General features: G+C 70.5%; 25 protein-coding genes and 1 tRNA gene. 15 read left to right on the top strand and 11 right to left on the bottom strand.

Annotated elements, in window-relative coordinates:
- Nucleotides 1–18: 18 nt before the first annotated feature.
- Genes ACFVU2_RS01055 through ACFVU2_RS01040 form a run of 4 tightly spaced genes read right to left on the bottom strand, consistent with a single transcriptional unit; the run spans nt 19 to nt 3,770 of the window.
- On the bottom strand, nt 19–831 hold the full coding sequence (locus ACFVU2_RS01055) for an ABC transporter permease (RefSeq protein ID WP_387869966.1): 813 nt from the start codon (nt 829–831) through the stop codon (nt 19–21).
- Nucleotides 828–1,706, bottom strand: a complete 879-nt coding sequence (locus ACFVU2_RS01050; protein ID WP_387869964.1) for an ABC transporter ATP-binding protein — start codon at nt 1,704–1,706, stop codon at nt 828–830. The genes ACFVU2_RS01055 and ACFVU2_RS01050 overlap by 4 nt, the downstream gene beginning before the upstream one ends.
- 7 nt (nt 1,707–1,713) lie before the next feature.
- The gene (locus tag ACFVU2_RS01045) at nt 1,714–2,145 is read right to left on the bottom strand and encodes a hypothetical protein (RefSeq protein ID WP_387869962.1); all 432 of its coding nucleotides are present in this window, start codon (nt 2,143–2,145) and stop codon (nt 1,714–1,716) included.
- 8 nt (nt 2,146–2,153) lie between these two features.
- Nucleotides 2,154–3,770 carry a PspC domain-containing protein gene (locus ACFVU2_RS01040; protein ID WP_387869960.1) on the bottom strand — a complete coding sequence of 539 codons (1,617 nt, stop codon included), beginning with the start codon at nt 3,768–3,770 and terminating at the stop codon, nt 2,154–2,156.
- A 115-nt stretch (nt 3,771–3,885) separates the two neighbouring features.
- On the opposite strand from ACFVU2_RS01040, the gene ACFVU2_RS01035 reads away from it, so the two are divergent.
- Entirely contained in the window at nt 3,886–5,076 is a 1,191-nt protein-coding gene (locus ACFVU2_RS01035) for a PspC domain-containing protein (protein WP_387869958.1), read from the top strand.
- A complete protein-coding gene (locus ACFVU2_RS01030) occupies nt 5,073–5,771 on the top strand; it encodes a LuxR C-terminal-related transcriptional regulator (protein WP_387869957.1) in 699 nt (232 codons plus the stop codon). Before ACFVU2_RS01035 ends, ACFVU2_RS01030 begins: the two co-directional genes overlap by 4 nt.
- Before the next feature lie 5 nt (nt 5,772–5,776).
- Here ACFVU2_RS01030 and ACFVU2_RS01025 read toward each other — a convergent pair whose 3' ends face one another.
- Nucleotides 5,777–6,670 carry a hypothetical protein gene (locus ACFVU2_RS01025; RefSeq protein ID WP_387869955.1) on the bottom strand — a complete coding sequence of 298 codons (894 nt, stop codon included), beginning with the start codon at nt 6,668–6,670 and terminating at the stop codon, nt 5,777–5,779.
- A 362-nt stretch (nt 6,671–7,032) separates the two neighbouring features.
- Between ACFVU2_RS01025 and ACFVU2_RS01020 the strand changes: the two genes are divergently transcribed.
- From ACFVU2_RS01020 to ACFVU2_RS00990, 7 genes are all read left to right on the top strand, one after another.
- Nucleotides 7,033–7,105: transfer RNA gene (locus ACFVU2_RS01020), tRNA-Trp, on the top strand.
- Nucleotides 7,106–7,147: 42 nt separating this feature from the next.
- Nucleotides 7,148–7,420 (top strand): preprotein translocase subunit SecE, encoded by a 273-nt coding sequence (gene secE / locus ACFVU2_RS01015; RefSeq protein WP_025158052.1) that lies wholly within the window; start codon nt 7,148–7,150, stop codon nt 7,418–7,420.
- 73 nt (nt 7,421–7,493) lie between these two features.
- Nucleotides 7,494–8,414: a transcription termination/antitermination protein NusG gene (gene nusG, locus ACFVU2_RS01010; protein ID WP_387869953.1), complete on the top strand. Its 921-nt coding sequence runs from the start codon at nt 7,494–7,496 to the stop codon at nt 8,412–8,414.
- A 101-nt stretch (nt 8,415–8,515) separates the two neighbouring features.
- On the top strand, nt 8,516–8,947 hold the full coding sequence (gene rplK / locus ACFVU2_RS01005; RefSeq protein WP_021764077.1) for a 50S ribosomal protein L11: 432 nt from the start codon (nt 8,516–8,518) through the stop codon (nt 8,945–8,947).
- Nucleotides 8,948–9,038: 91 nt separating this feature from the next.
- On the top strand, nt 9,039–9,728 hold the full coding sequence (rplA, locus tag ACFVU2_RS01000) for a 50S ribosomal protein L1 (RefSeq protein WP_387869952.1): 690 nt from the start codon (nt 9,039–9,041) through the stop codon (nt 9,726–9,728).
- Between the two features lie 232 nt (nt 9,729–9,960).
- On the top strand, nt 9,961–11,955 hold the full coding sequence (locus ACFVU2_RS00995) for a protease pro-enzyme activation domain-containing protein (RefSeq protein WP_387869951.1): 1,995 nt from the start codon (nt 9,961–9,963) through the stop codon (nt 11,953–11,955).
- 84 nt (nt 11,956–12,039) lie between these two features.
- Nucleotides 12,040–12,579: a GNAT family N-acetyltransferase gene (locus ACFVU2_RS00990; RefSeq protein ID WP_387869949.1), complete on the top strand. Its 540-nt coding sequence runs from the start codon at nt 12,040–12,042 to the stop codon at nt 12,577–12,579.
- A 19-nt stretch (nt 12,580–12,598) separates the two neighbouring features.
- On the opposite strand, the gene ACFVU2_RS00985 is transcribed toward ACFVU2_RS00990, so the two are convergent.
- Nucleotides 12,599–13,567 (bottom strand): NADP-dependent oxidoreductase, encoded by a 969-nt coding sequence (locus ACFVU2_RS00985; RefSeq protein WP_387869947.1) that lies wholly within the window; start codon nt 13,565–13,567, stop codon nt 12,599–12,601.
- Between the two features lie 193 nt (nt 13,568–13,760).
- Here ACFVU2_RS00985 and ACFVU2_RS00980 point away from each other — a divergent pair, with 193 nt between their 5' ends.
- Nucleotides 13,761–14,471 (top strand): DUF998 domain-containing protein, encoded by a 711-nt coding sequence (locus tag ACFVU2_RS00980; protein ID WP_387869946.1) that lies wholly within the window; start codon nt 13,761–13,763, stop codon nt 14,469–14,471.
- On the opposite strand, the gene ACFVU2_RS00975 is transcribed toward ACFVU2_RS00980, so the two are convergent.
- The 5 genes from ACFVU2_RS00975 to ACFVU2_RS00955 all read right to left on the bottom strand — a co-directional run bounded on the left by ACFVU2_RS00975 (nt 14,425) and on the right by ACFVU2_RS00955 (nt 19,508).
- Entirely contained in the window at nt 14,425–15,174 is a 750-nt protein-coding gene (locus ACFVU2_RS00975) for a YqaJ viral recombinase family protein (RefSeq protein WP_387869944.1), read from the bottom strand. The genes ACFVU2_RS00980 and ACFVU2_RS00975 overlap by 47 nt on opposite strands.
- 35 nt (nt 15,175–15,209) lie before the next feature.
- Nucleotides 15,210–16,253: a Gfo/Idh/MocA family protein gene (locus tag ACFVU2_RS00970; protein ID WP_387869942.1), complete on the bottom strand. Its 1,044-nt coding sequence runs from the start codon at nt 16,251–16,253 to the stop codon at nt 15,210–15,212.
- Nucleotides 16,254–16,331: 78 nt separating this feature from the next.
- On the bottom strand, nt 16,332–17,063 hold the full coding sequence (locus tag ACFVU2_RS00965) for a ThuA domain-containing protein (protein ID WP_387869940.1): 732 nt from the start codon (nt 17,061–17,063) through the stop codon (nt 16,332–16,334).
- A gap of 3 nt (nt 17,064–17,066) precedes the next feature.
- Complete coding sequence (locus tag ACFVU2_RS00960) at nt 17,067–18,149, bottom strand: Gfo/Idh/MocA family protein (RefSeq protein WP_387872377.1); 1,083 nt, start codon at nt 18,147–18,149, stop codon at nt 17,067–17,069.
- Between the two features lie 168 nt (nt 18,150–18,317).
- A complete protein-coding gene (locus ACFVU2_RS00955; RefSeq protein WP_387869938.1) occupies nt 18,318–19,508 on the bottom strand; it encodes an ROK family protein in 1,191 nt (396 codons plus the stop codon).
- A 169-nt stretch (nt 19,509–19,677) separates the two neighbouring features.
- Here ACFVU2_RS00955 and ACFVU2_RS00950 point away from each other — a divergent pair, with 169 nt between their 5' ends.
- Genes ACFVU2_RS00950 through ACFVU2_RS00930 form a run of 5 tightly spaced genes read left to right on the top strand, consistent with a single transcriptional unit; the run spans nt 19,678 to nt 24,327 of the window.
- Nucleotides 19,678–20,400: a sugar phosphate isomerase/epimerase family protein gene (locus ACFVU2_RS00950; RefSeq protein ID WP_387872376.1), complete on the top strand. Its 723-nt coding sequence runs from the start codon at nt 19,678–19,680 to the stop codon at nt 20,398–20,400.
- Nucleotides 20,397–21,494 carry a Gfo/Idh/MocA family protein gene (locus ACFVU2_RS00945; RefSeq protein ID WP_387869936.1) on the top strand — a complete coding sequence of 366 codons (1,098 nt, stop codon included), beginning with the start codon at nt 20,397–20,399 and terminating at the stop codon, nt 21,492–21,494. Before ACFVU2_RS00950 ends, ACFVU2_RS00945 begins: the two co-directional genes overlap by 4 nt.
- A 25-nt stretch (nt 21,495–21,519) precedes the next feature.
- A complete protein-coding gene (locus tag ACFVU2_RS00940; protein ID WP_387872375.1) occupies nt 21,520–22,650 on the top strand; it encodes a Gfo/Idh/MocA family protein in 1,131 nt (376 codons plus the stop codon).
- Nucleotides 22,650–23,678 (top strand): sugar phosphate isomerase/epimerase family protein, encoded by a 1,029-nt coding sequence (locus tag ACFVU2_RS00935; protein WP_387869935.1) that lies wholly within the window; start codon nt 22,650–22,652, stop codon nt 23,676–23,678. Before ACFVU2_RS00940 ends, ACFVU2_RS00935 begins: the two co-directional genes overlap by 1 nt.
- A gap of 46 nt (nt 23,679–23,724) precedes the next feature.
- Entirely contained in the window at nt 23,725–24,327 is a 603-nt protein-coding gene (locus tag ACFVU2_RS00930; RefSeq protein ID WP_387869933.1) for a pentapeptide repeat-containing protein, read from the top strand.
- Nucleotides 24,328–24,440: the final 113 nt, after the last annotated feature.

The following is a 24,440-nucleotide window of genomic DNA, read 5'->3' as shown; positions in this document are numbered from 1 at the left end:
TGCCGCGACTCCGGCGGGTCAGCCGTCCTTGCGGATCCACCGGAAGGTCAGCCGGCACGCGATCAAGCCGGCCACGAGCCAGATCAGCAGCACGACGGCCATCCACCCCAGCTGCCAGCTCCCGCTCGGCTCCTGCGACTCGAACGACGCAGGCAGGAAGACGCTGCGCATGCCCTGAGCGATCCATTTCAGGGGGAAGACGCTTGCGATGTTCTGCAGCCACACCGGCAGGAGGTTGAACGCGAGATAGACGCCCGAGATGAACTGCAGCACCAGCACGATCGGGATGATCACCGCCGTGGCGCTCTTGCCCGTGCGGGGAACGGCGGACAACGCGATGCCGAGCACGGCGGACGTCACGATGCCGAGCAGATAGATCCAGACGAACCGCAGCCATACCTCCGGCTCGGTCGGCAGCGCGACCCCGAACGCCAGCCGGGCGACCAGGAGGAGGAGCACGATCTGGAGCGCGCTCGTGACGATGACCTGCCCCATCTTGCCGATGAAGTACGAGACGACCGGGAGGGGTGTGCCACCGAGGCGCTTCAAGGTGCCGTTGCTCTTCTCGACGGCGATGTCGACGGCGAGGTTCTGCACGCCGCTCAGGAGGATGCCCGCGGCGATCATCCCCGGCAGGTAGTAGGCCGCCTGGGTGATGCCGCCGGAGCCGTCCGGAGCTGCGCCGACTTTGCCGAGGCCCTGGAACGCCACGGAGAAGATCCCGAGCATGACCACCGGGAACAGGAATGTGAAGAAGATCGTGTCGCCCTGGCGGAAGTACGTGATGGTCTCGTAGCGCGCCCGCGAGAGGCCGAGGGGCACGGTGCTCACGCGATCGCCTCCTGCTGGGCCGCGCCCGACTCGCGCACGAGCTCGAGGTAGATGTCTTCCAGGCTCGGCCGGATCACTTCGAGGTCGCGCGGTTCACCGCCCAGCTCCGCCGTGAGCCGGGAGACCAGTGCGCCGGGTTCGTCGGTGCGCTGCTTCTGTGTCGCGCCGTCCGCGTCCCGCCAGCTGACGATCGGGACCCGTGCCTCGGCACCGCCGATCTCGTCGACGGCGCCCAGGTCGATCAGGGTGCCGCGGGCGATCACCGCGACGCGATCGCTGAGCTGCGCCGCCTCGTCCAGGTAGTGGGTCGTGAGCAGGATGGTCGTCCCCTCGCGCTTGAGGTCCCGGATGAGGTCCCAGAACTGGTGCCGCGCCTCGGGGTCGAACCCGGTGGTCGGCTCGTCGAGGAACAGCAGCTCGGGCCTCCCGACGACCCCGAGAGCGACGTCGAGCCGACGGCGCTGGCCTCCGGACAGGTTGCGGATGCGGGTCTTGGCCTTGTCGGTCAGACCGACGGCGGCGATGAGCTCGTCGACATCGCGGCGCTTCGGGTAGAACCGGGAGAAATGGACGAGCTGCTCGCGGACGGTGACGTCGGCCGCTTCGATGCCCGATTGGAGCACGATGCCCAGGCGGGCCTTCCACGCCGTCCCGCCGTGCTGCGGGTCGACCCCGAGCACCTCCGCGGTTCCCCCGGAGCGATCGCGGTAGCCCTCGAGGATCTCGATCGTGGTGCTCTTGCCCGCGCCGTTCGGGCCGAGGAGGGCGAAGGTCTCGCCCTCCTCGATGTCGAAGTCGACGCCGCGCAGCGCCTCGAAGGAGCCGTACGTCTTGCGCAGGTCCCGGACCGAGACGGCCGAGCGGACGGGTGTCATGCCCCCATCATGCCGCGTGTCGGCGGCGCTGCGCCGATCGGATCGCACCCAGCAGCGCGAAGACGACGATCAGCACGCCGGCCGCCGCCAGCCACAGGGCCCAGGCGGACCCCGGGGTGAGGGCGGCGAGCCAGACCTCGACCCCCGCGAGACGCTCCGGAGCGGACAGGACGAACAGCATCCCGCCGGCGAAGAGGATCAGGAGGAGGCCCCACACGACACCGCCCCAGCGGATCGGGGGATGCGAGGCCGTGGTGGCCGCCGGCGTCCAGGCCGAGGGGGCGGGCGGAGTGAGCCACGGCTCGGCCGGGAGGGTCTCGGCCGGGAGGGACTCCGTGGGCAAGGCTTCCGTGGGGAGCGCTTCCGTGGGGAGGGCCTTCGTCGGCTGCGTCTCGGCGGGGCCGGGCTCGGCGTGGTTGGCGGTCTCGTCGGTGGTCATGGTGTTCCTCACTTCTGCTCGCGCTGGACGAGCACGTCGTCGAGCTGGGCGACACGCACGACGGCATCGGGGGTCCCAGCCGGTCCGACCAGGATGTCGGTGCTGCAGCCGCCGAGCGGGCGGGGTTCGCAGCGGTGGACGTGCTCCGCGCCGGACGGGTCGGTCACGATGAGGGCGGCCGGTGTCGCCGCCTCCACCCGGACAGTGGCGTCCGCCGGAATGATCAGCGTGGTCGCGTCGGCACCTTTCGCCAGGTCGATCGTCGGGGTTCCGGAGGCTGCGACCGCGTGCGACAGGTCGATGGTCGTGTGCCCCCAGCCCTGGATGTACGCGGCGTCGGATGACGGCTCGAGCGTCTGATCGGAGCCGGCGACGATGGAGGTCGCGGAGAAGCTCGCCCGCGCCCCGCCCGGCAGTGCTGCGCTGAGAGCGGTGAGCGCGGCGAGGATGAGCCCGAAGGTGATCAGGAAGCCGCTGCGTCGACGCGACAGACCGGCGATGAACGCGGCGACGCCGAAGACGAGGGTCGCCGCGGCGAGAGCGGCAGTCGCGGCGTAACCCGACAAGCCGGTCAGCGGTATCCAGAGCGCGGAGACCGCCGCTCCCGCGATGATCGCGAGCCCGACCGTCAGCCAGCCCACCGCGGCGCCGACGCGGGGGTTGGCTGCCCGGTACGCCGCACGCCGGGCGTTCGCCGCGGAGTTGGCTGCGGCCGCCTGGGAGCGCATCTCGAAGGAGCGCTGGGCCTTGACCGCGCGCATGTCCTCGGCGAGGCGCGCCTTCCAGCGGGCGTGCTCGGCCTTCCACTGGGCCTGGCGCTGCTGCCAGTCCGCGACGTCCTGCGGACTCGCGCCCACCGTCGGCGCGGGAGGGGCGACGGGCTCGGCCGTGATGTCGAGCGGCGGGGTGGGGGCGGCAGATTCGGCTCCTGCGGCGTCCGGCCGTCCCGCGTCGCCGCCCGAAACGGATGCGCCCGCCGTGGTGGTGCCGTCGGCGCTCGCCGTGAACACCCCGGGGCCCGGAGCGGCCGCGGCGGAAGAGGGAGCAGCCGCGGAGGAGGCGGCGGCCGAAGCAGGGCCGGCTGGTGCGGCACCGGCGGCCGTCGCCGGCGTCCCGGGGCGCTTGTCGGCGGCGCGGACCGCGAAGACGATCAGACCGGCCACTAGTGCCAGCACGAGGAGCGTCCAGAACACCCGGCCGACGATCTCGGCCCAGCCCCAGTCGTTCCAGAAGCCGCCGCCGAACCAGCCGAGCCCGCTCGACCACGGCAGCAGGGAGAAGACGATCAGGACACCGATCGCCACGATCGGCGCCTCCACATCGCCCTCGAACAGGCGCTGGAGGTGGATGCGGCCGTCGCGATCGGGGAGGAGTGCCCACGCGAGTGCGTAGATGAGCACGACCGGGGCGCCGAGGACGGCGGCGACGAGCACGATGCCGCGGACGATCAGCGGGTCGATGCCGAGGCGGTAGGCGACGCCCGCGCAGACTCCGCCGACCCAGCCGTCGGCGCGGACGACGCCGAGGCTGCGCATCCAGTCGAAGAAGCGGGAGCCGCGGCCGGAGAGGCCGGTGCTCGGGCCGCCGTACGGCGGCGGCGTGTTGGTGGAGTCGTTCTGTGACATGCTTCGATCCTGGCGCTCGCAGGGGCGCTGCGACATGGGGTGACACCCTGAGCGCACCCTGATTCCCCGGCCTCCGGGCTGTCCGGGTGCCTCCGGGTCTGCTTGGATCCTTGGTATGACCCCCACCGTCTCCGCACCCCGGCCGCCGCTCGCGCGACCGCGCGACTGCGTGTTCGGGGGTGTGAGCGCCGCGCTGGCCGACCACCTGGGGTGGCCCGTCGCGACGGTGCGCTGGATCTTCGTCGGGACCTCGTTCGTCGCCGGAGCGGGCGTCCTCTTCTATCTGTGGCTCTGGGCGCTCGCGCCACTGCGGGCCCCCGACGGCGACGCACCGGTCGAACGCGTCCATCGGCGGGTCAACATCCCCTGGTTCTTCGGCGTCGCCGGCGCTGCGTCGGGTGTCGCGTCCGTCGTGCTGGTCGCCGTCGGTGGCGTCGCCTCCGGGATCGGCCTCCTCTTCCTCTCGATCGTTCTGCTCGTCGCGGCCGTCGCCTGGGATCAGCTCGTCGAAGACGACAGCAGCCTCCCGACCCCGCTCCCGTCGACGGCGTTCCGGGTCGCTGCGGGCGCCTTCCTGGTCGTCATCGCCCTGGTGCTCAGCGTGCTGCAGAACGCCCGCAGCTCGGGACCCCTCTGGCTCGGGATCATCGCGGCCACGTTCGCCGGAGCGGCCGTGCTGGTCGCGCCGTGGGCCCTGCGGCTCTGGCGAGAGCTCATCTCGGAACGGACCGCCCGCATCAAAGAGGAGCAGCGCGCCGAGATGGCGGCGCACCTCCACGATTCGGTGCTGCAGACGCTCGCGCTCATCCAGAATCGTGCGGGAGCGTCGAGCGAAGTCGGCCGGATCGCCCGGGCCCAGGAGAGGGAGCTGAGGGACTGGCTCTACGCCGACGCGGCTCACGCGGCCGAGCGTGCCGGCGCCGACCTCGCCGGGGAGCTGCGCGAGGTCGCCGCCGCCCTCGAGGTCGACCACGCCGTCCACTTCGACGTCGTGTCGGTCGGCGAGCCGGTGCGGAACGCTCCAGCCGAGCTCGGCGCCGCCTCCCGCGAGGCCATGCTCAACGCCGCACGGCACGCGGGCGGCGAGGTCTCCGTGTACATCGAGAACGGCGCCGGCTCCGCCGACGTGTTCGTCCGGGATCGCGGGGCCGGGTTCGACGTCGCCGCCCTTCCCGAGGGGCGGCTCGGCGTGCGGGAGTCCATCATCGGCCGCATGCGCAGAGCCGGTGGCGCAGCCACCGTCACCTCCCGGCCCACCGGGACCGAGGTCCACCTGAGCATCGAGTTCGCGAGCGAGGAACCATGACAGACGACAGCACCACCACCCCCGACGTCGCGACGACCGAGCCTCGGCGGATCACCGTGGTGATCGTCGACGACCACTCCATCTTCCGGTCGGGGCTGCGCGCCGACCTCGACGACCGTCTGGAGGTGCTGGCCGAGGCGGCGGACGTGGATGCCGCAGTCGAGGCGATCGTGCGCACGCAGCCCGACGTCGTACTGCTCGACGTGCACCTTCCCGGCGGCGGGGGCGGCGGCGGAGCCGAGGTCGCCCGCCGCACCGTTCCCGAGTGCCCGCGCACTCGCTTCCTGGCGTTGAGCGTCTCGGACGCCGCGGAGGACGTCGTCGGGGTGATCCGGGCGGGCGCGCGCGGCTACCTCACCAAGGGAAGCTCCGGGGGCCAAGTCAGCGATGCGGTCGTCGCGGTGGCCGGCGGGGATGCGGTGTTCTCGCCCAAACTCGCCGGGTTCGTACTCGACGCGTTCGGCGCCGCGGCCGGCGAACAGGCCGAGACCACCGACGAGCTGGACCGGCTCTCCGCGCGGGAGCGCGAGGTGATGCGGCTGATCGCTCGCGGCTACGCGTACAAGGAGGTCGCGGCCGAGCTGTTCATCTCGATCAAGACGGTCGAGACCCACGTCTCGGCGGTGCTGCGCAAACTCCAGCTCTCGTCGCGCCACGAGCTCACCGCGTGGGCGTTGGAGCGCAAGCTGCTGTAGCGCGGTCATCGGCCGACTCTTTGATCGGCGGCACCGGCGAGGATCGCCCGCACCCGGCGCGCGAGGCCGGCGTCGACGAGGTCGTCCGGCCCCAGTTCCACGATCGTCCAGCCGTCTGCCTGCAGGTCCAGGCGGCGCCTGAGATCGCGACGATACTGCTCCTTCTCTCGGTGATGGTCGCCCTGATACTCGAGGATCACCCGCCGTTCGGGGAACACGAGATCTCCGCGATAGTCCGCCCCGCTCGCGGTCGGGACAGGGAGGTTGGACTCGAACCCCACCACGCCGGCGGTCACGAGCCGGAAGCGGAGCCGGGACTCCTGCGGCGATTCCGCATGTGGATCCAGGAGCCCGAGGGCTTGGACCAGTGCCGGCCGGCCGCGCCGGGACGGGAAGCGGTTCAGCGCGTCGCGAAGCACGTGCAGTCGATCGCGATCCGCGGACCGGCGCGCGAGCGCGTCTCCGGTGACGACGAGGTCCTCGAGGGTGGACGTCTCGGCGAGTTCGCACCACGTTCGAGCGGCGGAACTGAGCTGCAGCCCGTTCTGGACGATGACGTCGCCGAAGGCGACCCTGACCGAATGGCCGTGGATCCCCGGTCGGCGTGGAGCGCGTGCGGGGGCGGGGACCGATACGTGCAGGCCGGAGGGGAGGCGGGGCAGCGGGAGGCCGTGCAGGGCGGCGGCGGTCGGTCCCGAGAAGAATGCGCCCGGTGGTGCGACGGTCAGGTAGGCCCGGCACCATTCATCGAGGCGGGTCGGCGGGGCCGCTGTCACGACCCCGTGGAACGGGCGGTGGACGGTCGGTGCCCGGAGGCGCTTCTCGGACGCGCCGAGGGCTCGCGCCGCTCGGACGGAGAGCGGACTGTGCGGCAGTCGGGGCGGAGCTGTACTGTTCATGCCCCGACCCTCCCGCGCCGGGGTCCTCCGGATCCGGTTATCCACAGGCCGCTCGCGCACCGAATCGGTGAGACGTCGTGACACGCCCTTCCAAGGGGCTGAGTGGTCGCAGAAGTGGGCGTGTCGTGACCACTCACCGAGGCGGTGGGCTGCTTTTGCGCCGGGGGTGCGGCGTCACGTACACTTGACGCGGTGGTTGAATCTGCCAAGCTTTTCTGCGCCTTTTTTCGGTGATGGCGACGGCAGGTGTGCCGAGCTGTGATCAGGCATTCGGAGGACATTCGGATGCGTGATCGGCTAGCCTTGACCGAGGCTAGGTTTGTCTCAGGACGTGCGGAGGGCTTCGCGGGTTCGTCTTCCCTAGGGCGGTAGCTCAATTGGCAGAGCAGCGGTCTCCAAAACCGCAGGTTGCAGGTTCGATTCCTGTCCGCCCTGCAAGTCGACATTCCGATGTCGGCCCATGAAAGGTGTAACGAGGTGGCCCGAAAAGTAATCGACGAGCCGAGTGAGGACATCGTCGCCAACGCGAAGAAGGATCGCGCTGCGAAGCGCAACCCGTTCGCGCGTATCGCGCTGTTCATCCGGCAGGTCATCGGCGAGCTCAAAAAGGTCGTCACGCCGACGCGCAAGGAACTCCTGAGCTACACCGGGGTCGTGCTCGTCTTCGTGGTGATCATGATGGCGCTCGTCTCCCTCCTCGACTGGGTGTTCAGCCTGGGTGTGGTCTGGGTCTTCGGTAACCCCACCTAGAGCGCGCTGCTCCAATCGAGCTGACAGGCTCGGCCGGACCACCGGCCACCCCGACAGAAATGGAATGAATTCAGTGTCTGAGACGAATCGCGACGACGTGGACTGGGCCACCGCTGCCGAGCAGTCCTCCGAGGACGACGAGGCGCAGACCGGCAACGTGCTCGAGCACGACGAGGACTCGTCGGACGCCGCCGAGCACGAAGCACTGCACATCGTGGCCGAGGACGGCACCCAGATCGACCTCGACGCCGTGCTGGACGCGATGGCGGAGGCCGTCGACCCCGAGGCCGACCGCGCCGTCGACGAGGCCCTCGAGGTCGACAGCGACGACGAGGCCGAAGCCGCCCAGGAGGCCGTGGAGGACGAGGACGAGGTCGCGACCGACCCGTACGAGGAGTTCCGCACCGAGCTCCGCGGGAAGATCGGCAAGTGGTACGTCATCCACTCCTACGCCGGTTTCGAGCGCCGGGTGAAGTCCAACATCGAGAACCGCATGGTCTCGATGAACATGGAGGACTACATCTACGAGGTCCAGGTCCCGATGGAGGACGTGGTCGAGATCAAGAACGGCCAGCGCAAGATGGTCAACCGCGTGCGCATCCCGGGCTACGTGCTCGTGCGCATGGACCTCAATGAGGACAGCTGGTCGGTCGTCCGCCACACGCCGGGCGTCACCGGGTTCGTCGGCAACGCGCACAACCCGACGCCGCTGCGCTTCGAGGAGGCCTTCTCGATGCTGAAGAGCCTCGTCCAGATCGAGGCCGCCCCGGTCAAGGGCGCCGCCAAGGGCCAGAAGGCCACCGCCCGGGTCATCCCGGCCGAGGTGGACTTCGAGATCGGCGAGACCATCACGATCAAGGAAGGCTCGTTCGCGGGCCTGCCCGGATCGATCAGCGAGATCAAGCCCGAGAGCGGCAAGCTCACCGTGCTCGTGTCGCTGTTCGAGCGCGAGACGCCGGTCGAGCTCAGCTTCGACCAGGTCACGAAGCTCTGACCCCCTAGTTTTCAGATCACCGGATCTCGGAAGGGCCGAGAAACCGGGAGAGCGGCGCGGAGCGATCCACTGCCGCTCGAATACACAAAGAAGGAAGAGACATGGCACCGAAGAAGAAGGTCACCGGTCTGATCAAGCTTCAGATCAACGCCGGCGCTGCCAACCCGGCCCCGCCCATCGGCCCGGCCCTGGGTCAGCACGGCGTGAACATCATGGAGTTCTGCAAGGCGTACAACGCCGCGACCGAGTCGCAGCGCGGCAACGTCATCCCGGTCGAGATCACCGTCTACGAGGACCGTTCGTTCACGTTCGTCCTGAAGACCCCGCCGGCCGCCGAGCTCATCAAGAAGGCCGCAGGCGTCGCCAAGGGCTCCGGAGTCCCGCACACCAACAAGGTCGGCAAGCTGACCCAGGAGCAGGTCCGCGGCATCGCCGAGCAGAAGATGGTCGACCTCAACGCGAACGACATCGACGCCGCGTCGAAGATCATCGCCGGCACCGCCCGCTCGATGGGCATCACCGTCGAGGCGTAAGCCCCGACCGCCCCCACACACCCTCCGCCGAAAGGCATCACCGTGGCAGAGCCGGCCAGGCTCGCACCACATTCTCGTTAGGAGAAAACTCATGGCACAGAAGTCCAAGGCCTACCGCGCCGCGGCCGACAAGATCGAAGCCGGCAAGTACTACACCCCGTCCGAGGCCGTCGCCCTCGCGAAGGAGACCGGTTCCGCCAAGTTCAACTCGACCGTCGAGGTCGCGCTGAAGCTGGGCGTGGACCCGCGCAAGGCGGACCAGATGGTCCGCGGCACCGTGATTCTTCCTCACGGCACCGGCAAGACCGCGCGCGTCATCGTCTTCGCGACCGGCCCCGCGGCCGAGGCGGCCATCGCAGCCGGTGCGGACGAGGTCGGCGGCGCCGAGCTCATCGAGAAGGTCGCCGGTGGGTACACCGACTTCGACTCGGCCGTCTCCACTCCGGAGCTCATGGGCCAGGTCGGCCGTCTCGGCAAGGTGCTCGGCCCGCGTGGCCTCATGCCCAACCCGAAGACCGGCACGGTCACTCCGGACGTCGCGAAGGCCGTCTCCGACATCAAGGGCGGAAAGATCGAGTTCCGCGTCGACAAGCACGCCAACGTCCACTTCGTGGTCGGCAAGGCGGGCTTCACGCAGGAGCAGCTGGACGAGAACATCACGGCCGCCCTCGAAGAGGTCGTCCGTCTGAAGCCGTCCGCCTCGAAGGGCCGCTACATCCAGAAGGGCGCCGTGTCGACCACGTTCGGCCCGGGCATCCCGCTGGACGTCAACGCCATCTGATCGTCTCGTCAGACTCTCGAAGGGGTCGGGACCGGCAGCAGCCGGTGCCGGCCCCTTCGGCGTTGCGGATGCGTCCTCTGACGTTTCTGAGAGAACGTACACATACGTCAAGGAACGCGACAGACCCGTCTACCCCATCTTGTGTGGCAGAACCACGGGGTTTACGCTCGCCCTGGCGCGCGCCGCGCGTCGGCTCATTGTCGAGTCCGTCCGAGTGAAGGATGACGTTTCCATGACTCCTCGCACCACACGATCCCTCCACAAGAGGGTCGTCGGAATCATCGCCACCGTGGCCGCCACGGTGGCTTTGTCATTGGCGGGTACCTCTGCGGCCACCGCCGCAGACCGGGTGACCTACGCCGACTCCGTGCCCTCCTGGGCGACCGCCGCGAACGACGCCGGCGCCGCTCCCGCGGACACCACGGTCGAAGGCGAGATCTACCTCCCGCTGCGCGATCAGAAGGGCGCCGAGGCGCTCGCGAAGCAGGTGTCGAACCCGGCGATCGCCGGCTACCGCAAGGCGCTCTCGCCGGCTCAGTGGATCGGCCGCTTCTCGCCGACGCAGGCCGACTCCGACGCCGTGGTCAGCTTCCTGACCACCGCGGGGCTCACGATCACCGCGGTCCCGAACAGCCGCCAGTACGTCGTGTTCCGCGGGACGCCGGACCAGATCGGCTCGATCTTCGGCACATCCCTCCACTCGTTCAACTACGCAGGACGGCAGCTGATCGCTCCGGCGACCGCACCGTCGCTGCCCGCCTCGATCGGCACCAAGGTGTCGGGCGTGAGCGTCGAGCAGTCGCGCACCCTGACCCGGCCGGACTCGATCCAGCAGGGCGATCTCGGATCGTCCGGCGAGCCCCAGCTGTCGCGCAAGGTCGCGGCCGCACCGGTCGTCACGACGCCGTGCTCGCACTACTTCGGTGAGAACACGGTGACCGTCCCCGCCGCCTACAACGGTCAGACGAAGTACAGCACCTACAACTGCGGCTACACCCCGCAGCAGCTGCGCAGCGCCTACGGCCTGAGCGACCTCAACAAGCGCGGAGTCAACGGCTCCGGGCAGACGGTCGCGATCATCGACGCGTACGCCAGCCCCAGCATCGTGAAGGACGTCAACGACTACTCGGCGCAGAACGGCGAGCCGGGCCTGACCAACTCGTCGTACCAGCAGCTGGTGCCGAAGCCGAGCGAGTTCACCGACCAGGCGCTGTGCCAGTACCCCAGCGGCTGGCAGGGCGAGCAGACCCTCGACGTCGAGTCGGTGCACGGGATCGCCCCCGGGGCCCGCATCCTCTATGTAGGCGGCACGAACTGCGGCGGCGGACTGGATGTCGCGATGTCCAAGATCCTGGACAACAAGCTCGCGACCATCGTGAGCAACAGCTACGGCAACGTCGGCGAAGCGGTTCCGGCCGACGTGATCCAGGGCGAGGTCAACCTGCAGCTGCAGGCGGCCGGCGAGGGCATCGGCCTGTACTTCTCGAGCGGTGACAACGGCGACGAGGTCGCGAACCTCGGCTACGCATCCCCGGACTTCCCGGCGTCCTCGCCCTGGGTCACCTCCGTGGGCGGCACCAGCATGGCGATCGACAAGAACGGCAAGATCGCCTTCGAGACCGGTTGGGGCGACACCGTCGACCAGATCGTGAAGAACGCCGACGGCACGCTGAGCTACACCGAGCCCCTGCCGGGCAGCCGGTTCGTCGGCGGCGCGGGAGGCGGCACGAGCGCCGTGTTCGCGCAGCCCGACTACCAGCGCGGCATCGTTCCGGCGGCCCTGGCCGCGGGCAAGCGGGTGTCGCCGGACGTCTCGGCCCTGGCCGACCCGTACACCGGGTTCCTGATCGGGTTGCGCCCGATCGTGGACGACGACACGCTCGCGGTCGGCGACTACGTCAACGAGACCTACGGCGGAACGTCGCTGGCCACGCCGATCGTGGCCGCGCAGATCGCCATCGTCCAGCAGTCGACCCACGCGACGATCGGGTTCGCGAACCCGACGCTTTACGCGATCAAGCGGGTGCTGCCGAACAGCTTCCGCGACGTGCTCCCGCAGAACCCGACCCAGGCGGTCGCGTACACGAGCAAGACCAGCGGCAACAGCTACCTGGTCTCGTTCGATCAGGACACCACGCTGAAGACGGCCAAGGGCTACGACCCCGTGACCGGACTCGGCGACGTGTCATTCGACCTGCTCAACCTGGTGGCGCAGGGCCGGCACTGACCGGCGCCTGATCGACTGGACCGGCCGTCCCATTCCCCCGGGGGCGGCCGGTCCCTTCTTTGCGGAGCCCGCTACCCTGGTGCGGTGACCGCCACCATCCGTGCTGCCCGAACCGCCGACGTCGCCGCGCTGGCCTCCGTCGCCGCCGTGACCTTCCCTCTCGCCTGCCCGCCGCACACGACGGAGGAGGCGAAGGCGCAGTTCATCGCCACCGTCCTGTCCGCCGAGAGGTTCGCCGAGTACGTCGCCGACCCGGGGCGTCGACTCGTGGTCGCGGAGGACGAGGCGGGAGAACTGATCGGTTACACGATGGTGATCCTGGGCGAGCCGTCCGACGAGGATGTGCGGCGGGCGATCCGGGTGCGCCCGACCGCCGAGCTCAGCAAGTGCTACGTGCTCCCGGGCCACCACGGGGAAGGGATCGCCGGCCGGCTGATGGCCGAGAGCGTGAGCGAGGCCGCCGCCGCGGGAGCCGAGGGGATGTGGCTGGGCGTCAACGAGGAGAACGCGCGCGCCCAGCGCTTCTACGGCAAGCACGGCTTCGAGCGTGTCGGCTCCAAGCGCTTCCTGGTCGGAGAGCGCTGGGAGGACGACTGGGTGATGGAGCGCGCGTCGGTCGCCTGACGCGTCCGCTGGCGGGGGTCTACCCCTCCGCGACCTTGAGCACGACCTTGCCGCGGGTGTGGCCGCTCTCCACGGCGCGATGCGCGTCGGCGACCTGCTCCAGCCCGTAGATCTGGTCGACGTGCACGCGCACGTTCCCCGCCTCCAGCAGGCGGGAGATCACGGCCAGGGTGTTGCCGTCGGGGGCGACGCGGTAGTGGGTTCCCCGCACCCCGGCCGCTGCGACCTCGTCGTCGAAGCCGGGCCAGCTCCCCGTGGGCGCGTTGATGATCAGACCGCCCGGTCGCAGGACCTTCAACGAGCGCGATCCGGTGTCGTCGTGCACGTTCCCGACCAGGTCGATCACGACATCCACCTCCCGGACGGCGTCCTCGAACCGCGTCGTCGAGTAGTCGACGACCTCCGACGCGCCGAGCGTGCGCAGCCAGGATGCGTGGGAGCCGGAGGCCGTCGCGATCACGTGGGCACCGAAGTAGGAGGCGAACTGCACGGCGAAGTGCCCGACGCCGCCGCTGCCCGCGTGGATGAGCATCCGCTGGCCCTCGTGCGCCTTGGCGACCTCGACCACCATGCCCCAGGCGGTGAGCGCCGACAGCGGAGCTGCTGCCGCCTCGATGTGCGAGAGCGTGGACGGTTTGCGGACGACGCTGAGGCTCGGCACCGAGATGTACTCGGCGTACGTGCCGCCGAAACGCGGCACCATGACCATCCCGAAGACCTCGTCGCCGGGACGGAGCGGATGGGCGCTGTAGGGCGACTCGACGACCACGCCGCTGAAGTCGTGCCCGAGGACCGCGGGGAACGAGTGGATGGCGTCGAACACTCCACGACCTGCTCGCGTCTTCGCGTCGATCGGGTTCACACCGGCGGCGACGACCTTCACGAGGAACTCGGCGTTGACACGATCGGGGGAATCGGTCTGGCCGATCCGCAGGGACTCGGGGCTGCCCGCGGCGTCCAGGAGTGCGGCCCGCATGGTCTTCGGCATTCGTCGTCCCCTCGTCGGTCGCCTCCGCTCGCGCCTTCCGGCGGCGCGATCAGCTGAACCCAGTCAATCCCGGGATTGCGTCACCGGTGTTACGCCGGGGTCACCGCATGTGAACACTCTGTTTCGAATACCCCCAGGACGTTTCCAGCGAGGGTCGCGTTAGGATGCTTCGACCCGACCCGAGGAGCCCAGCGTGCAGCGATTCCTGCGCATCGTGCGCCAGCCGTTCGCGGTGCCGCCACTGGCCCGCGGATGGGACCGTGCCGTGCCGATCCTGCACGCGATCGGCACCATCTCGGTGCTGGGCGGACTCACCATCATCTGGGCCGCGCGACTCACCGTCTCGCGTCCGGTCTACGTGAGCGAACTGGGCGCGGAGGGCGCCCCGACGGCCGGGATGTTCCGGATCGCGCTCCTGCTCGTCGCGGTCGGCGGGTTCTCCATCGCCCTCGCGAGCGGCCAGGTCCGTTCGCGCGTGCGCCCCCTGGACCGCTGGGCCCCCGCGCTCAGCCTGGGGTTCGCGGCCGTCTGCTTCGTCGTGGCCTCGCAGGTGACCTGCACGGCGAACTGTCCGGTGCCGATCGCCGACCCCCGCTCGACGGTGCAGGACCTCACCCACACCGTCTCCGCCGTGCTCGGTTTCGCCGCGGCGTGCTACGCGATGCTCCAGGTCGCCTGCGCCGCACGGCTGCCGCGCGTGGCCCGGTTCTCGCTCGCCAGCTGTGTCGCCGTCGCGGTCATCACGATCGTCGGGGGGATGCTGGCGATCGTCCACGTCGCGACCGACGTCGGCGCCTGGCTGGAGCTGATCGGGACCACGGTCGCGATCGCCTGGATCGCCGTCTACTCGCTGGCGCTCAGTAGAGGGACGCGGCCGGTGCGGGAGCAGGCGTCGGCGCCGTGACCGGAGGAGCCGTCGCCTGACGGAGCAGCTCGATGAGGTCGCCTGCGAGGGCGACGAGCTTCGCGATCTCGGCGTCGTCGCGGTCGACCCAGCGGCACTCAGGCTCGTCGTGCAGCGGGACGAAACCGTCGTGCTGCTCCCAGACGAAGAGGGTGCGCTCGGCCCCCAGCACGTACTGCTGCCACCAGATCTGCCGCAGGTAACTGCGCGGGATGCTCCGGAACGGCTTGTTGGTCGTCTTGATCTCGCAGAGCTCGATGCGCTCATCCGTTCGCACCGCGAGCCCGTCGGGGGTCGCCAGGTGGCGCCGGTCGCGCTCGGCGTGGAAGAGCGCGTCGGAGGGCTGGATGCCGTGCGTCGCCGCCACCCAGGCGGCGATCTCGGGCTCACGCACGCGGCCGTGCTGAGTGAACGAGTTGCCCGAGAAGCCGCTGCCGTGCAGCTTGTCGTAGACGGCGGCGCGCAGCGATCGCGGGGTGGAGAGCTTGGCGACGTCGGTGGCCGTGATGCCGCGGCTGCGTGCGCGCAGCCAGCCCACGCGGTCGCTCGACCGCGCGACGACGCGGGCGAGGTGCCCGGTCTGATCGGGCACCGCGGGGATCACCGGGACGGGTGCCGGTGCAGCTGCGCGCACCGGGCCGAGGTCCGCCAGCACGCCCGGCCGGTAGAGGTCGGCGGTACGGGTCTGGGCAGGGTCGAGCACCTCTCCATTGTGCCTCGCCCGGGAGACGCCCGCGGTCAGCCCACGCCCGCGGCGCCGAGCTGGCGGCGCGCCTCGTCGATCGTCGCGAGAGTGGAGACCGCCTCGTCGAGCGGATGGAGGGGCGACTCGGTGCGGCCTTCGGCGACGAAGCGGGCGAGCGCCGCGGCCTCGTAGGACATCCCCTGCCGGTGCGGGCGACCGTACGGGTCGCGCCAGTGCGCAGCGAGGGAGCCGTCGGCGCGATGGACGCGCAGGCCGCTCGGTCCCCAGAACGGCGCGTCGGTCTCGATGCGCCCGGCCGTTCCGCTGATCGTCGCCAGCGAGGGAGTGCCCACGCGCAGACTGGTGCTGAGGAGGGCCTGCGCTCCGGAGACCGTGCTGAGGATCAGGGCGGCCTGCTCATCGACGCCGGTGGGCGCGAGGGACCCGCTGGCGATGATCCCCGCCGGAGCGCCGAGCGCGAACGACGCCCAGGACACGACGTAGACGCCCAGGTCGAGGAGGGCTCCACCGGCCAGTGCGGGGTTCCAGAGCCGCCCGGCCGGATCATACGTGGCATTGCCTCCGAAATCCGCCGTCACCACCCGGACCTCGCCCAGGGCCCCGTCGTCCAGGAGCTGCCGGGCGATGTCCGTCTGCGGGAGGTAGCGCGTCCACATCGCCTCCATCGCGAACACGCCCGCGGCGCGTGCCGCGACGACGATGCGTCGCGCCTGGTCCGCCGTCACGGCCATCGGCTTCTCGATGAGGACGTGCTTGCCCGCGGCGATGGCCAGCAGTGCGTGCTCGAGGTGCTCGCTGTGCGGGGTCGCGATGTAGACGACATCCACATCGGGGTCGCCGACGAGCGCCTCGTACGATCCGTGCGCCCGCGCCACGCCGTGCTGGGCCGCGAATGCTGCGGCGCGCTCCGCGGAACGCGACCCGCACGCCACCACCCGCTGGCCGGTGTGGGCGTGGATCGCCGCCGTGAAGTCCCCGGCGATCACACCGGGGCCGAGCACACCCCACCGCAGAGAAGGGGCGTCGGCGGGGTCGGGATGCCGTGGCGAGGGGAGGGTCGCGAGTGCGTCGGTCATGTGCTCAGTCTGCCCTGCGGGGAACGGAGGAGATCGGGCCGGGACCGGTGGCGATCCCCTCCGTTCGCCGCGGGTGCGTCAGACCGGCTCGGGGTTGGAGACGGCGGGGGCCAGGCGAGCGCTGGCGACGGGTGCGGCCCACTGCACGCCGTTCGCGAGGACGCGGCGCACCTGCGCGTGGAAGTAGACGGGGTACTCCTGATCGCCGGGGGAGAAGTAGAAGATCTTGCCGCGACCGCGCGTGAACGTCACGCCCGAGCGGAACACCTCCCCACCCGTGAACGAACTGATGAAGACCAGGTCGTCGGGCGTGGGGATGTCGAAGAACTCCCCATACATCTCCTGCGCCTCGATGACGATCGGCTGCTCGACGCCGGCGGCGATCGGATGCGTGGGGTTCACGTTCCAGACCAGCTCGCGCTCGCCGCCCTCGGGGTTGCGCCACCGCAAGGAGCAGGTGGTGCCCAGCATCCGGATGAAGATCTTCGAGAAGTGGCCCGAGTGGAGCACGATGAGGCCCATCCCGCCGAGCACGTGCTCGCGCACCCGCTCGACGACCTCGTCGGCGACCTGGTCGTGCGCGATGTGCCCCCACCAGAGCAGCACGTCGGTCTCGGCCAGTGCGGCCTCGCTCAGACCGTGCTCGGGGTCGGCGAGGGTCGCGGTGCGCACGACGACCTCCTCGCCGAGCAGCTCACGCAAGCCCTCGGCGATGGCGCCGTGGATGCCGTCCGGGTAGATGGCGGCGATGGCAGGCTGGGTCGTCTCGTGGACCCCCTCGTTCCAGACGGTGACGCGCAGAGCGGTCATGGGTCAGGCTCCCTTCGCGGTGTGGGTGTGGGTGTGGGTGTCGGTGTCGTCGTCGGCGCCCTGGGTCGCCGGCTGGAGGCGCACCTCCGCTCCGCGCTCGGCCGAGGCGTAGGCGGCGTCGATCACCCGTGCCCGGTCGAGGGCGAGGGAGCCGTCCCAGCGGGCCCAGTTCGCCTCGTCGGCGACATGCTCCAGGAACGTCTCGACGACGGCGAGGTGGCCGCGGCCGGGATCGGCGGTCACCTGGACATCCGCCGTCTCCTCCCCGTCGCCGGTGAAGACGGTCAGCTCGCCGGCCGGGGCGTAGTCGACCACGCGGAGGTCCGCGCCGCCCTCGGTGCCGTAGAGCGTGATGCCGAACTCGTCGCCGGCGGGGCGGTAGGCTGCCCAGCTCGTCTCCAGCACGATCGAGCCGCCGCCCTCGAGACGGAGGAGGACCGTGGCGAGGTCCTCGACCTCGTACGCCGAGCCGACCTGCTGCTTGCCGCCGGACGAGCCGCCGCGGCCGCGCACGCCGAGCTCCGAGTGGGTGACAGCGGAGACGGCGACGACCTGCGGTTCGCCGAAGAGGTGGAGCGCGTAGTCGAGCACGTGCACGCCGATGTCGATCAGGGGGCCTCCGCCGGCCATCTCGCGGTTGGTGAACCAGCTGCCGAGGGCGGGGATGCCCGCGCGCCGCAGCCAGGTGGCGCGGGCGTGGTACGGGCGGCCGATCTGCCCGTCGTCGATCGCGGCCTTGAGAGCCTCGATGTCACCGCGGCGACGGTGGTTGAAGGCGACCTCGAGCACGCGCCCGGAGCGGTGCGCGGCGTCGACCATCGTCTGCGCCTCGGCGGCCGTGCGTGCGATCGGCTTCTCGCTCAGCACGTGGATGCCCGCATCGAGCGCGCCCACGGCTATCGGTGCGTGCAGGAAGGTGGGGACCGCGACGCTGACCACGTCGAGGTCGCCGTCGGCGACGAGGTCCTTCCAGTCGCGGTAACGGCGCTCGACGCCGTACTTCTCACCGAGGGCGGCGCGCGGCTCGTCCTCCATGCCGGCGATGGCGACGAGCTCGACGCCGGGAAGGGTGGCGTACGCCTCCATGTGCTGCTGACCGGCCCAGCCCAGGCCGATCACACCGGCGCGCAGGGGTCGACCGGCGACGGTGCCGGAGGAGGGGGATTCGGTGGTCACGAGGTTCCTTTCAGAGGGGGGATGGAGCGGATCGAATCGATTCGATGGTCGGTGGACGGAGGAGGTCGGATGGGGAGATCAGCGCGAGAGCGCCCGCACTGCACCGGAGCCGGGATCGAGCACGTGCTGGATCACCATGATCGCCGCGCCGATCACGCCGCCGGTCTCGCCCGAGCGGGACTCCGTGATCGTCAGGTGCTGGGTGGCGAGTGGAGTCGACCGCTGGTAGACGACCTCCCGCACTCCGGCGAGAAGCTGCTCGCCGACGCGGGAGAGCCCGCCGCCCACGATCACCATCGACGGGTTCAGGAGGTTGACGCAGGTGGCCACCACCTCGCCGAGGTCGCGGCCCGCCTGGCGGATGGCCTGCTGGACGACCGGATTGCCGGTACGGGCGAGATCCACGACGTCGTCCGTCGTCTCGGCCGGGATGCCGGCCGCCGTGAGCGATCGGGCGATCGCGGGCCCGCTGGCGAGAGCCTCCAGGTCGGCGTCCTGCGCGCCGTGGCTCGGGGTGTCCGCGCCGAACGGCACCCGCACGTGGCCGAGGTCGCCGGCCGAGCCCTGTGCGCCGCGCTGGAGGCGGCCGCCGCTGATCAGACCGGCGCCGATGCCCGTCGCGACCTTGACGAACAGCAAGTCCGTCTGCTCCGGCCAGACGCGGGCGTGCTCGCCCAGGGCGAGCAGGTTGACGTCGTTGTCGACGAGCACGGGCACATCGAAGACGCGGCGGACGTACGCGGGCACGTCGAAGCGGTCCCATCCGGGCATGATCGGCGGGTTGACCGGAAGCCCCGTCGAATGCTCGACCGGGCCCGGAACGCCGATGCCGACCCCGACGAGGTCGTCGTCCGAGCGGCCGCTGGCCCTGTATAGCCGTCGGGCGCTCGCGAGCGCCCAGTCGAGCACGGCCTCCGGGCCGTCGGAGATGCGCAGGCGCTGGGAGTCGCGGGCCAGGATGTCGCCGGCGAGGTCGGCCAGTGCGACCACGCCGTGGGTGGCGCCCAGGTCGATGGCGATCACGATGCGCGAGGCGGGATTGAAGCGGACGCGCGCGGGGGGTCGCCCGCCGGTCGACACGTCGTCGCCTGCCGGGGCGATCAGGCCGGAGGCCGTCAGCGAATCGATGCGCACCGCGACCGTCGAGCGGGCCAGGCCGGTCAGCTCGGCGAGCTGCGCGCGCGTGCGCGGGACGCCGTCGCGCAGGATCGCCAGGAGGTCGGCGGCGTCCGTCGCGACCAGCCCCGTCTCGCGCGCGGTGTCGGTCATGCGGTCATTGAACCACACGTGTCGCGCTCCGTCCAAAGATCATTCGCATGTATGCGACTTTTGATTGACAATCGACAGAAGTCCGACTTGAATGGGGTCACCGCCACTTGGCGACATCCATCCGCACCACCACTCGACGAGGAGCATTGTGTCGACGTCAAAACTCTCCGTGCAGCTCTATACGGTCCGCGAGCTGCTGACCGAGGACACGGTCGGCACATTGCGCCGCATCGCGGACATCGGCTTCACCCAGGTCGAGCCGTTCGCCTTCCTTTCCTTCGGAGACGCGCTGCGCGACGGACTCGCCGAGGCGGGCCTCACGGCTCCGACCACCCACCAGGGCTTCATCGGCGCCGACCTCGACGAGGTCTTCGGCGCCGCACGCGACCTCGGCATCCAGACCGTCATCGACCCCTACGTCGCGCCGGAGCGCTGGCAGACGGCGGCAGACGTCGCCGCGATCGCCGAGCAGCTCAACGAGGCGGCCGAGGTCGCCGCCCGCTACGGCGTCCGCGCCGGCTACCACAACCACGCCCACGAGCTCGAGAGCACCATCGAGGGCACCACCGCCCTCCAGTTCTTCGCGGGCAAGCTCGCGCCGGAGGTCGTGCTCGAGGTCGACACGTACTGGGTCACCGTCGGCGGCCACGATCCGCTCACGCTGCTCCCCGCCCTCGGCGACCGCGTCGTCGCCCTCCACATCAAGGACGGCCCCGGCACGACGGAGACCAAGGACCAGGTCGCCGTCGGCGCGGGATCCCTCCCGATCGCCGAGATCATCGCCGCCGCTCCGAACGCCCTGCGCGTCGTCGAGCTCGACGACTCGCGCGGCGACCGGTTCCAGGCCGTCGCCGACAGCTTCGCCTTCCTCACCGAGAAGGGCCTCGCATGAGCGCGGGAAGCGTGGGCGTCGGCGTCATCGGCGCGGGCGTCATCAGCACCCAGTACCTCGAGAACCTCACCACGTTCCCCGACCTCGAGGTCCGCTTCGTCGCGGACATCGACCAGGAGCGGGCCCGCGCCCAGGCCGAGAAGTTCGGCGTTCCGGGCTTCGGGACGGTGGAGGAGCTCCTGGCCGACGATGGCATCGAGATCGTCGTGAACCTGACCATCCCCAAGGTGCACGTCGAGGTCGCGCTGCAGGCGCTCGCCGCCGGCAAACACGTGTGGAGCGAGAAGCCGTTCGCGCTCGAGCGCACGAGCGGGCAGGAGCTGCTGGAGGCGGCGCACGCCCGTGGCCTCCGCGTCGCGACGGCCCCGGACACCTTCCTGGGTGCGGGCATCCAGTCCGCCCGACGTCTGCTCGAATCCGGACGCATCGGCGCCCCGCTGACCGCGCTCACCCTGATGCAGTCGCCCGGCCCGGAGTCGTGGCACCCCAACCCCGACTTCCTGTTCCAGGAGGGGGCGGGTCCGCTGTTCGACATCGGACCCTACTACCTCACCGCGCTGGTCCAGCTGTTCGGACCCGTCGCGCGGGTCACGGCCGTCGCCTCGAAGTCGCGCGAGACGCGCGTCATCGGCTCGGGACCGCGCGCCGGCGAGGAGTTCGCGGTCACCGTCCCCACCCACGTGTCCGCGCTCTACCAGTTCGAGAGCGGCCAGACCGCACAGGCGATCTTCAGCTTCGACTCGAAGCTCGGCCGCACGCTCTTCGAGGTCGCCGGTGTCGACGGCACCCTCGTGGTACCGGACCCGAACACGTTCGAGGGCGAGCTGCTCATCCACGGCGCCGACGGCGAGGAGTCGGTCGCCTCGACCGGGTCGACCTCCACCCGCGGCACCGGCGTGGTCGAGCTGGCACGTGCGATCCGAGCCGGCGTGCCCGAGCGCGCCTCCGGCGAGCAGGCGTTCCACGTGCTCGACGTGATGGTCGCGACCATCGAGGCCGGTACGTCCGGCGTCCCGGTCGAGATCGAGAGCACCGTGCAGGTGGCTCCGGCCCTCCCCGAGGACTGGGACCCCCGAGCGGCGACGCTGGCGTAGCCGGCGCGGGAGGGGAGACGTGACTGTGGGAGACGCGACGAACGGCGGGCTGACCCGCCGCGAGGAGAGCCGGGCGGGCGAACGCCTCCGGGTCGCCATCGTGGGCGGCGGCTTCATGGCCGAGGTCCACACCCGGGCCGCACGCGCGGCCCGGGCCGATCTGGCGGGCATCGTGTCGTCGACGCCGGAGAAGTCCGCAGCGGCCGCCGACCGGCTGGGCGTCGCCCGGGCGTACGGATCGCTCGACGAGCTGCTCGCGGACGACAGCATCGACGTGGTGCACGTCACCACGCCGAACGCCCTGCACGCGGCGCAGGCGGGAGCGGTGCTGGCGGCCGGCAAGGACGTCATCTGCGAGAAGCCGCTCGCGACGACGACCGCCGATGCGCGGGAGCTGGTCCGTGCCGCCGACGGGCGCGTCGCCACCGTGCCGTTCGTCTACCGCTTCCATCCGATGGTGCGGGAGGCGCGTCACCGCTTCGCCTCCGGCCAGGCCGGGCAGGTGCTCAGCATCAACGCCTCCTACCTCCAGGACTGGCTCCTCGGATCCGGTGACGACAACTGGCGGGTCGACTCGGCGCAGGGCGGTCGTTCGCGTGCGTTCGCCGACATCGGCTCGCACCTCGTCGACCTGGTGGAGTTCGTCTCGGGCGACCGCGTCTCCCGCGTCTCCGCCACGAAGAAGACCGTCTTCGCCGAGCGGGCGTCGCACTCGGCCATCACGACCGAGGACGCCGTCGCGGTGGTCATCGAGACGGAGGGCGGCGCGCTCGGGACCCTGCTCGTCTCGCAGGTCGCCCCGGGCCGCAAGAACCGTCTCCTGCTGGAGATCGCGGGCACCGCGGAGAGCGTGGCCTTCGACCAGGAGCAGCCGGAGACCCTCTGGGTCGGGCGCCGCTCGGGCAGCCTCCTGATCCCGCGCGACGGCGATCAGCTGAGTGCTGACGCGGCCCGGCTCTGCGTCGTCCCCTCGGGGCACCCGCAGGGATACCAGGACGCGTTCAACGCGTTCGTCGCCGACAGCTACGCGGCGGTCGCGGGGGAGGACCCCGACGGCCTGCCGCGCTTCACCGACGGCCTGCGCGCCGTGCAGATCACCGACGCCGTGCTCGACTCCGCCGAGGCGGGCACGTGGATCGAGATGGGAACCAACTGATGACTGACGCCGAATCGGGTCGCACGCACCCGGTCACCCTGTTCACCGGCCAGTGGGCCGACCTCACGCTGGAGGAGGTGGCTAAGCTCGCGTCCGAGTGGGGCTACGACGGCCTCGAGATCGCCGCGTCCGGCGAGCACCTGGATGTGTGGCGTGCGGCGGAGGACGACGCGTACCTCCAGGGGCGCCTCGACATCCTGGACCGCTACGGGCTGAAGGTGTGGGCCATCTCCAACCACCTCAAGGGCCAGGCGGTCTGCGACGACCCGATCGACTTCCGCCACCAGGCGATCGTCGGCTCCAAGGTGTGGGGCGACGGCGACCCCGAGGGCGTGCGGCAGCGCGCTGCCGAGGAGCTGAAGCTGACCGCGAAGGTCGCCCGCAAGCTCGGTGTGGACACGGTCGTCGGATTCACGGGATCGAAGATCTGGCCCTACGTGGCGCAGTTCCCGCCGGTGCCGGCCTCGGTGATCGACGCCGGGTACCAGGACTTCGCCGACCGCTGGAACCCCATCCTGGACGTCTTCGACGGCGAGGGCGTGCGGTTCGCGCACGAGGTGCACCCGTCGGAGATCGCGTACGACTACTGGTCGTCGGTCCGCTCCCTCGAGGCCATCGACCACCGGAAGGCGTTCGGCTTCAACTGGGACCCGTCGCACATGATGTGGCAGGACATCGACCCGGTCGGCTTCATCGTCGACTTCCAGGACCGCATCTACCACGTGGACTGCAAGGACACACGCCTGCGCCCGCGCAACGGTCGCGCCGGCGTGCTGGGCTCGCACCTGCCGTGGGGCGACCCGCGCCGCGGCTGGGACTTCGTCTCCACCGGGCACGGCGACGTGCCGTGGGAGGACTCCTTCCGCGCCCTGGAGTCGATCGGCTACACCGGCCCGATCTCGATCGAGTGGGAGGACGCCGGCATGGACCGCCTGCACGGTGCGAAGGAGGCCGTCGGCTACATCCGCTCGCTGCTCTGGAAGACGCCCACCGCGTCCTTCGACGCCGCGTTCAGCAACCAGGACTGAGACCGGGCGGGCGGGAGTGTCGGCGGTCGATGGCTAGGCTCGACGGGTGAGCACGGAGAGCATCGTCCGCGGTGAGGACTGGTACGGTCGCGACCTCGACGGCGTCGAGTTCGTCGACGTCGAGTTCGTCGACGTCGACATGACGGAGCTGCGCTCCACCGGCGCGACCTTCACCGGCTGCACGTTCCGCTCGGTGAAGTTCAACGTCAGCGAGCACACCGATTCGGCGTTCGTGAACTGCACCTTCCAGGGCTGCAACTTCTTCGACACGACCTTCCTGCGGTGCAAGCTCACCGGCAGCACCTTCCACTCCTGCGACTTCGCGCTGCTGAAGGTGGAAGGCGGCAACTGGGCGTTCACCGGGCTGTCGCGAGCCGAGCTGCGCGGAGCCGACTTCCGCGGCGTGCGGTTGCGCGAGGCCGATCTCGGGGAGGCGCGGTGCGCCGAGTCCCGCTTCGAGGGCTGCGACCTCTCGGCCGCGGTGCTCACCGGCGCCGACTTCACCGCGGCCTCCCTCGTCGGCAGCGACCTCACGGGTGTCGACCCGGCCGACGTGCGCCTGCGCGGCGCCACCATCGACGAGCGTCAGGCCGTCGTGCTCGCCGAAGCCCTCGGCATGAGCGTCGTCCCCACCCCCACCGCGCACTGATTCGTGCCGAATGTCGACTCTGCGTTCCGCAGAGTCGACATTCAGTATCTTATAAACAAATACCAGCCCCCCATACGTGTGCATATATCGTATTCCGTAGGGGGCTGTGAAAA

The organism is Leifsonia sp. NPDC058194, from assembly GCF_042883605.1.
Taxonomy (GTDB): Bacteria; Actinomycetota; Actinomycetes; order Actinomycetales; family Microbacteriaceae; genus Leifsonia.
Note: the sequence above shows the minus strand (reverse complement) of the source record. Positions and strands in the feature narration are given on the sequence as shown.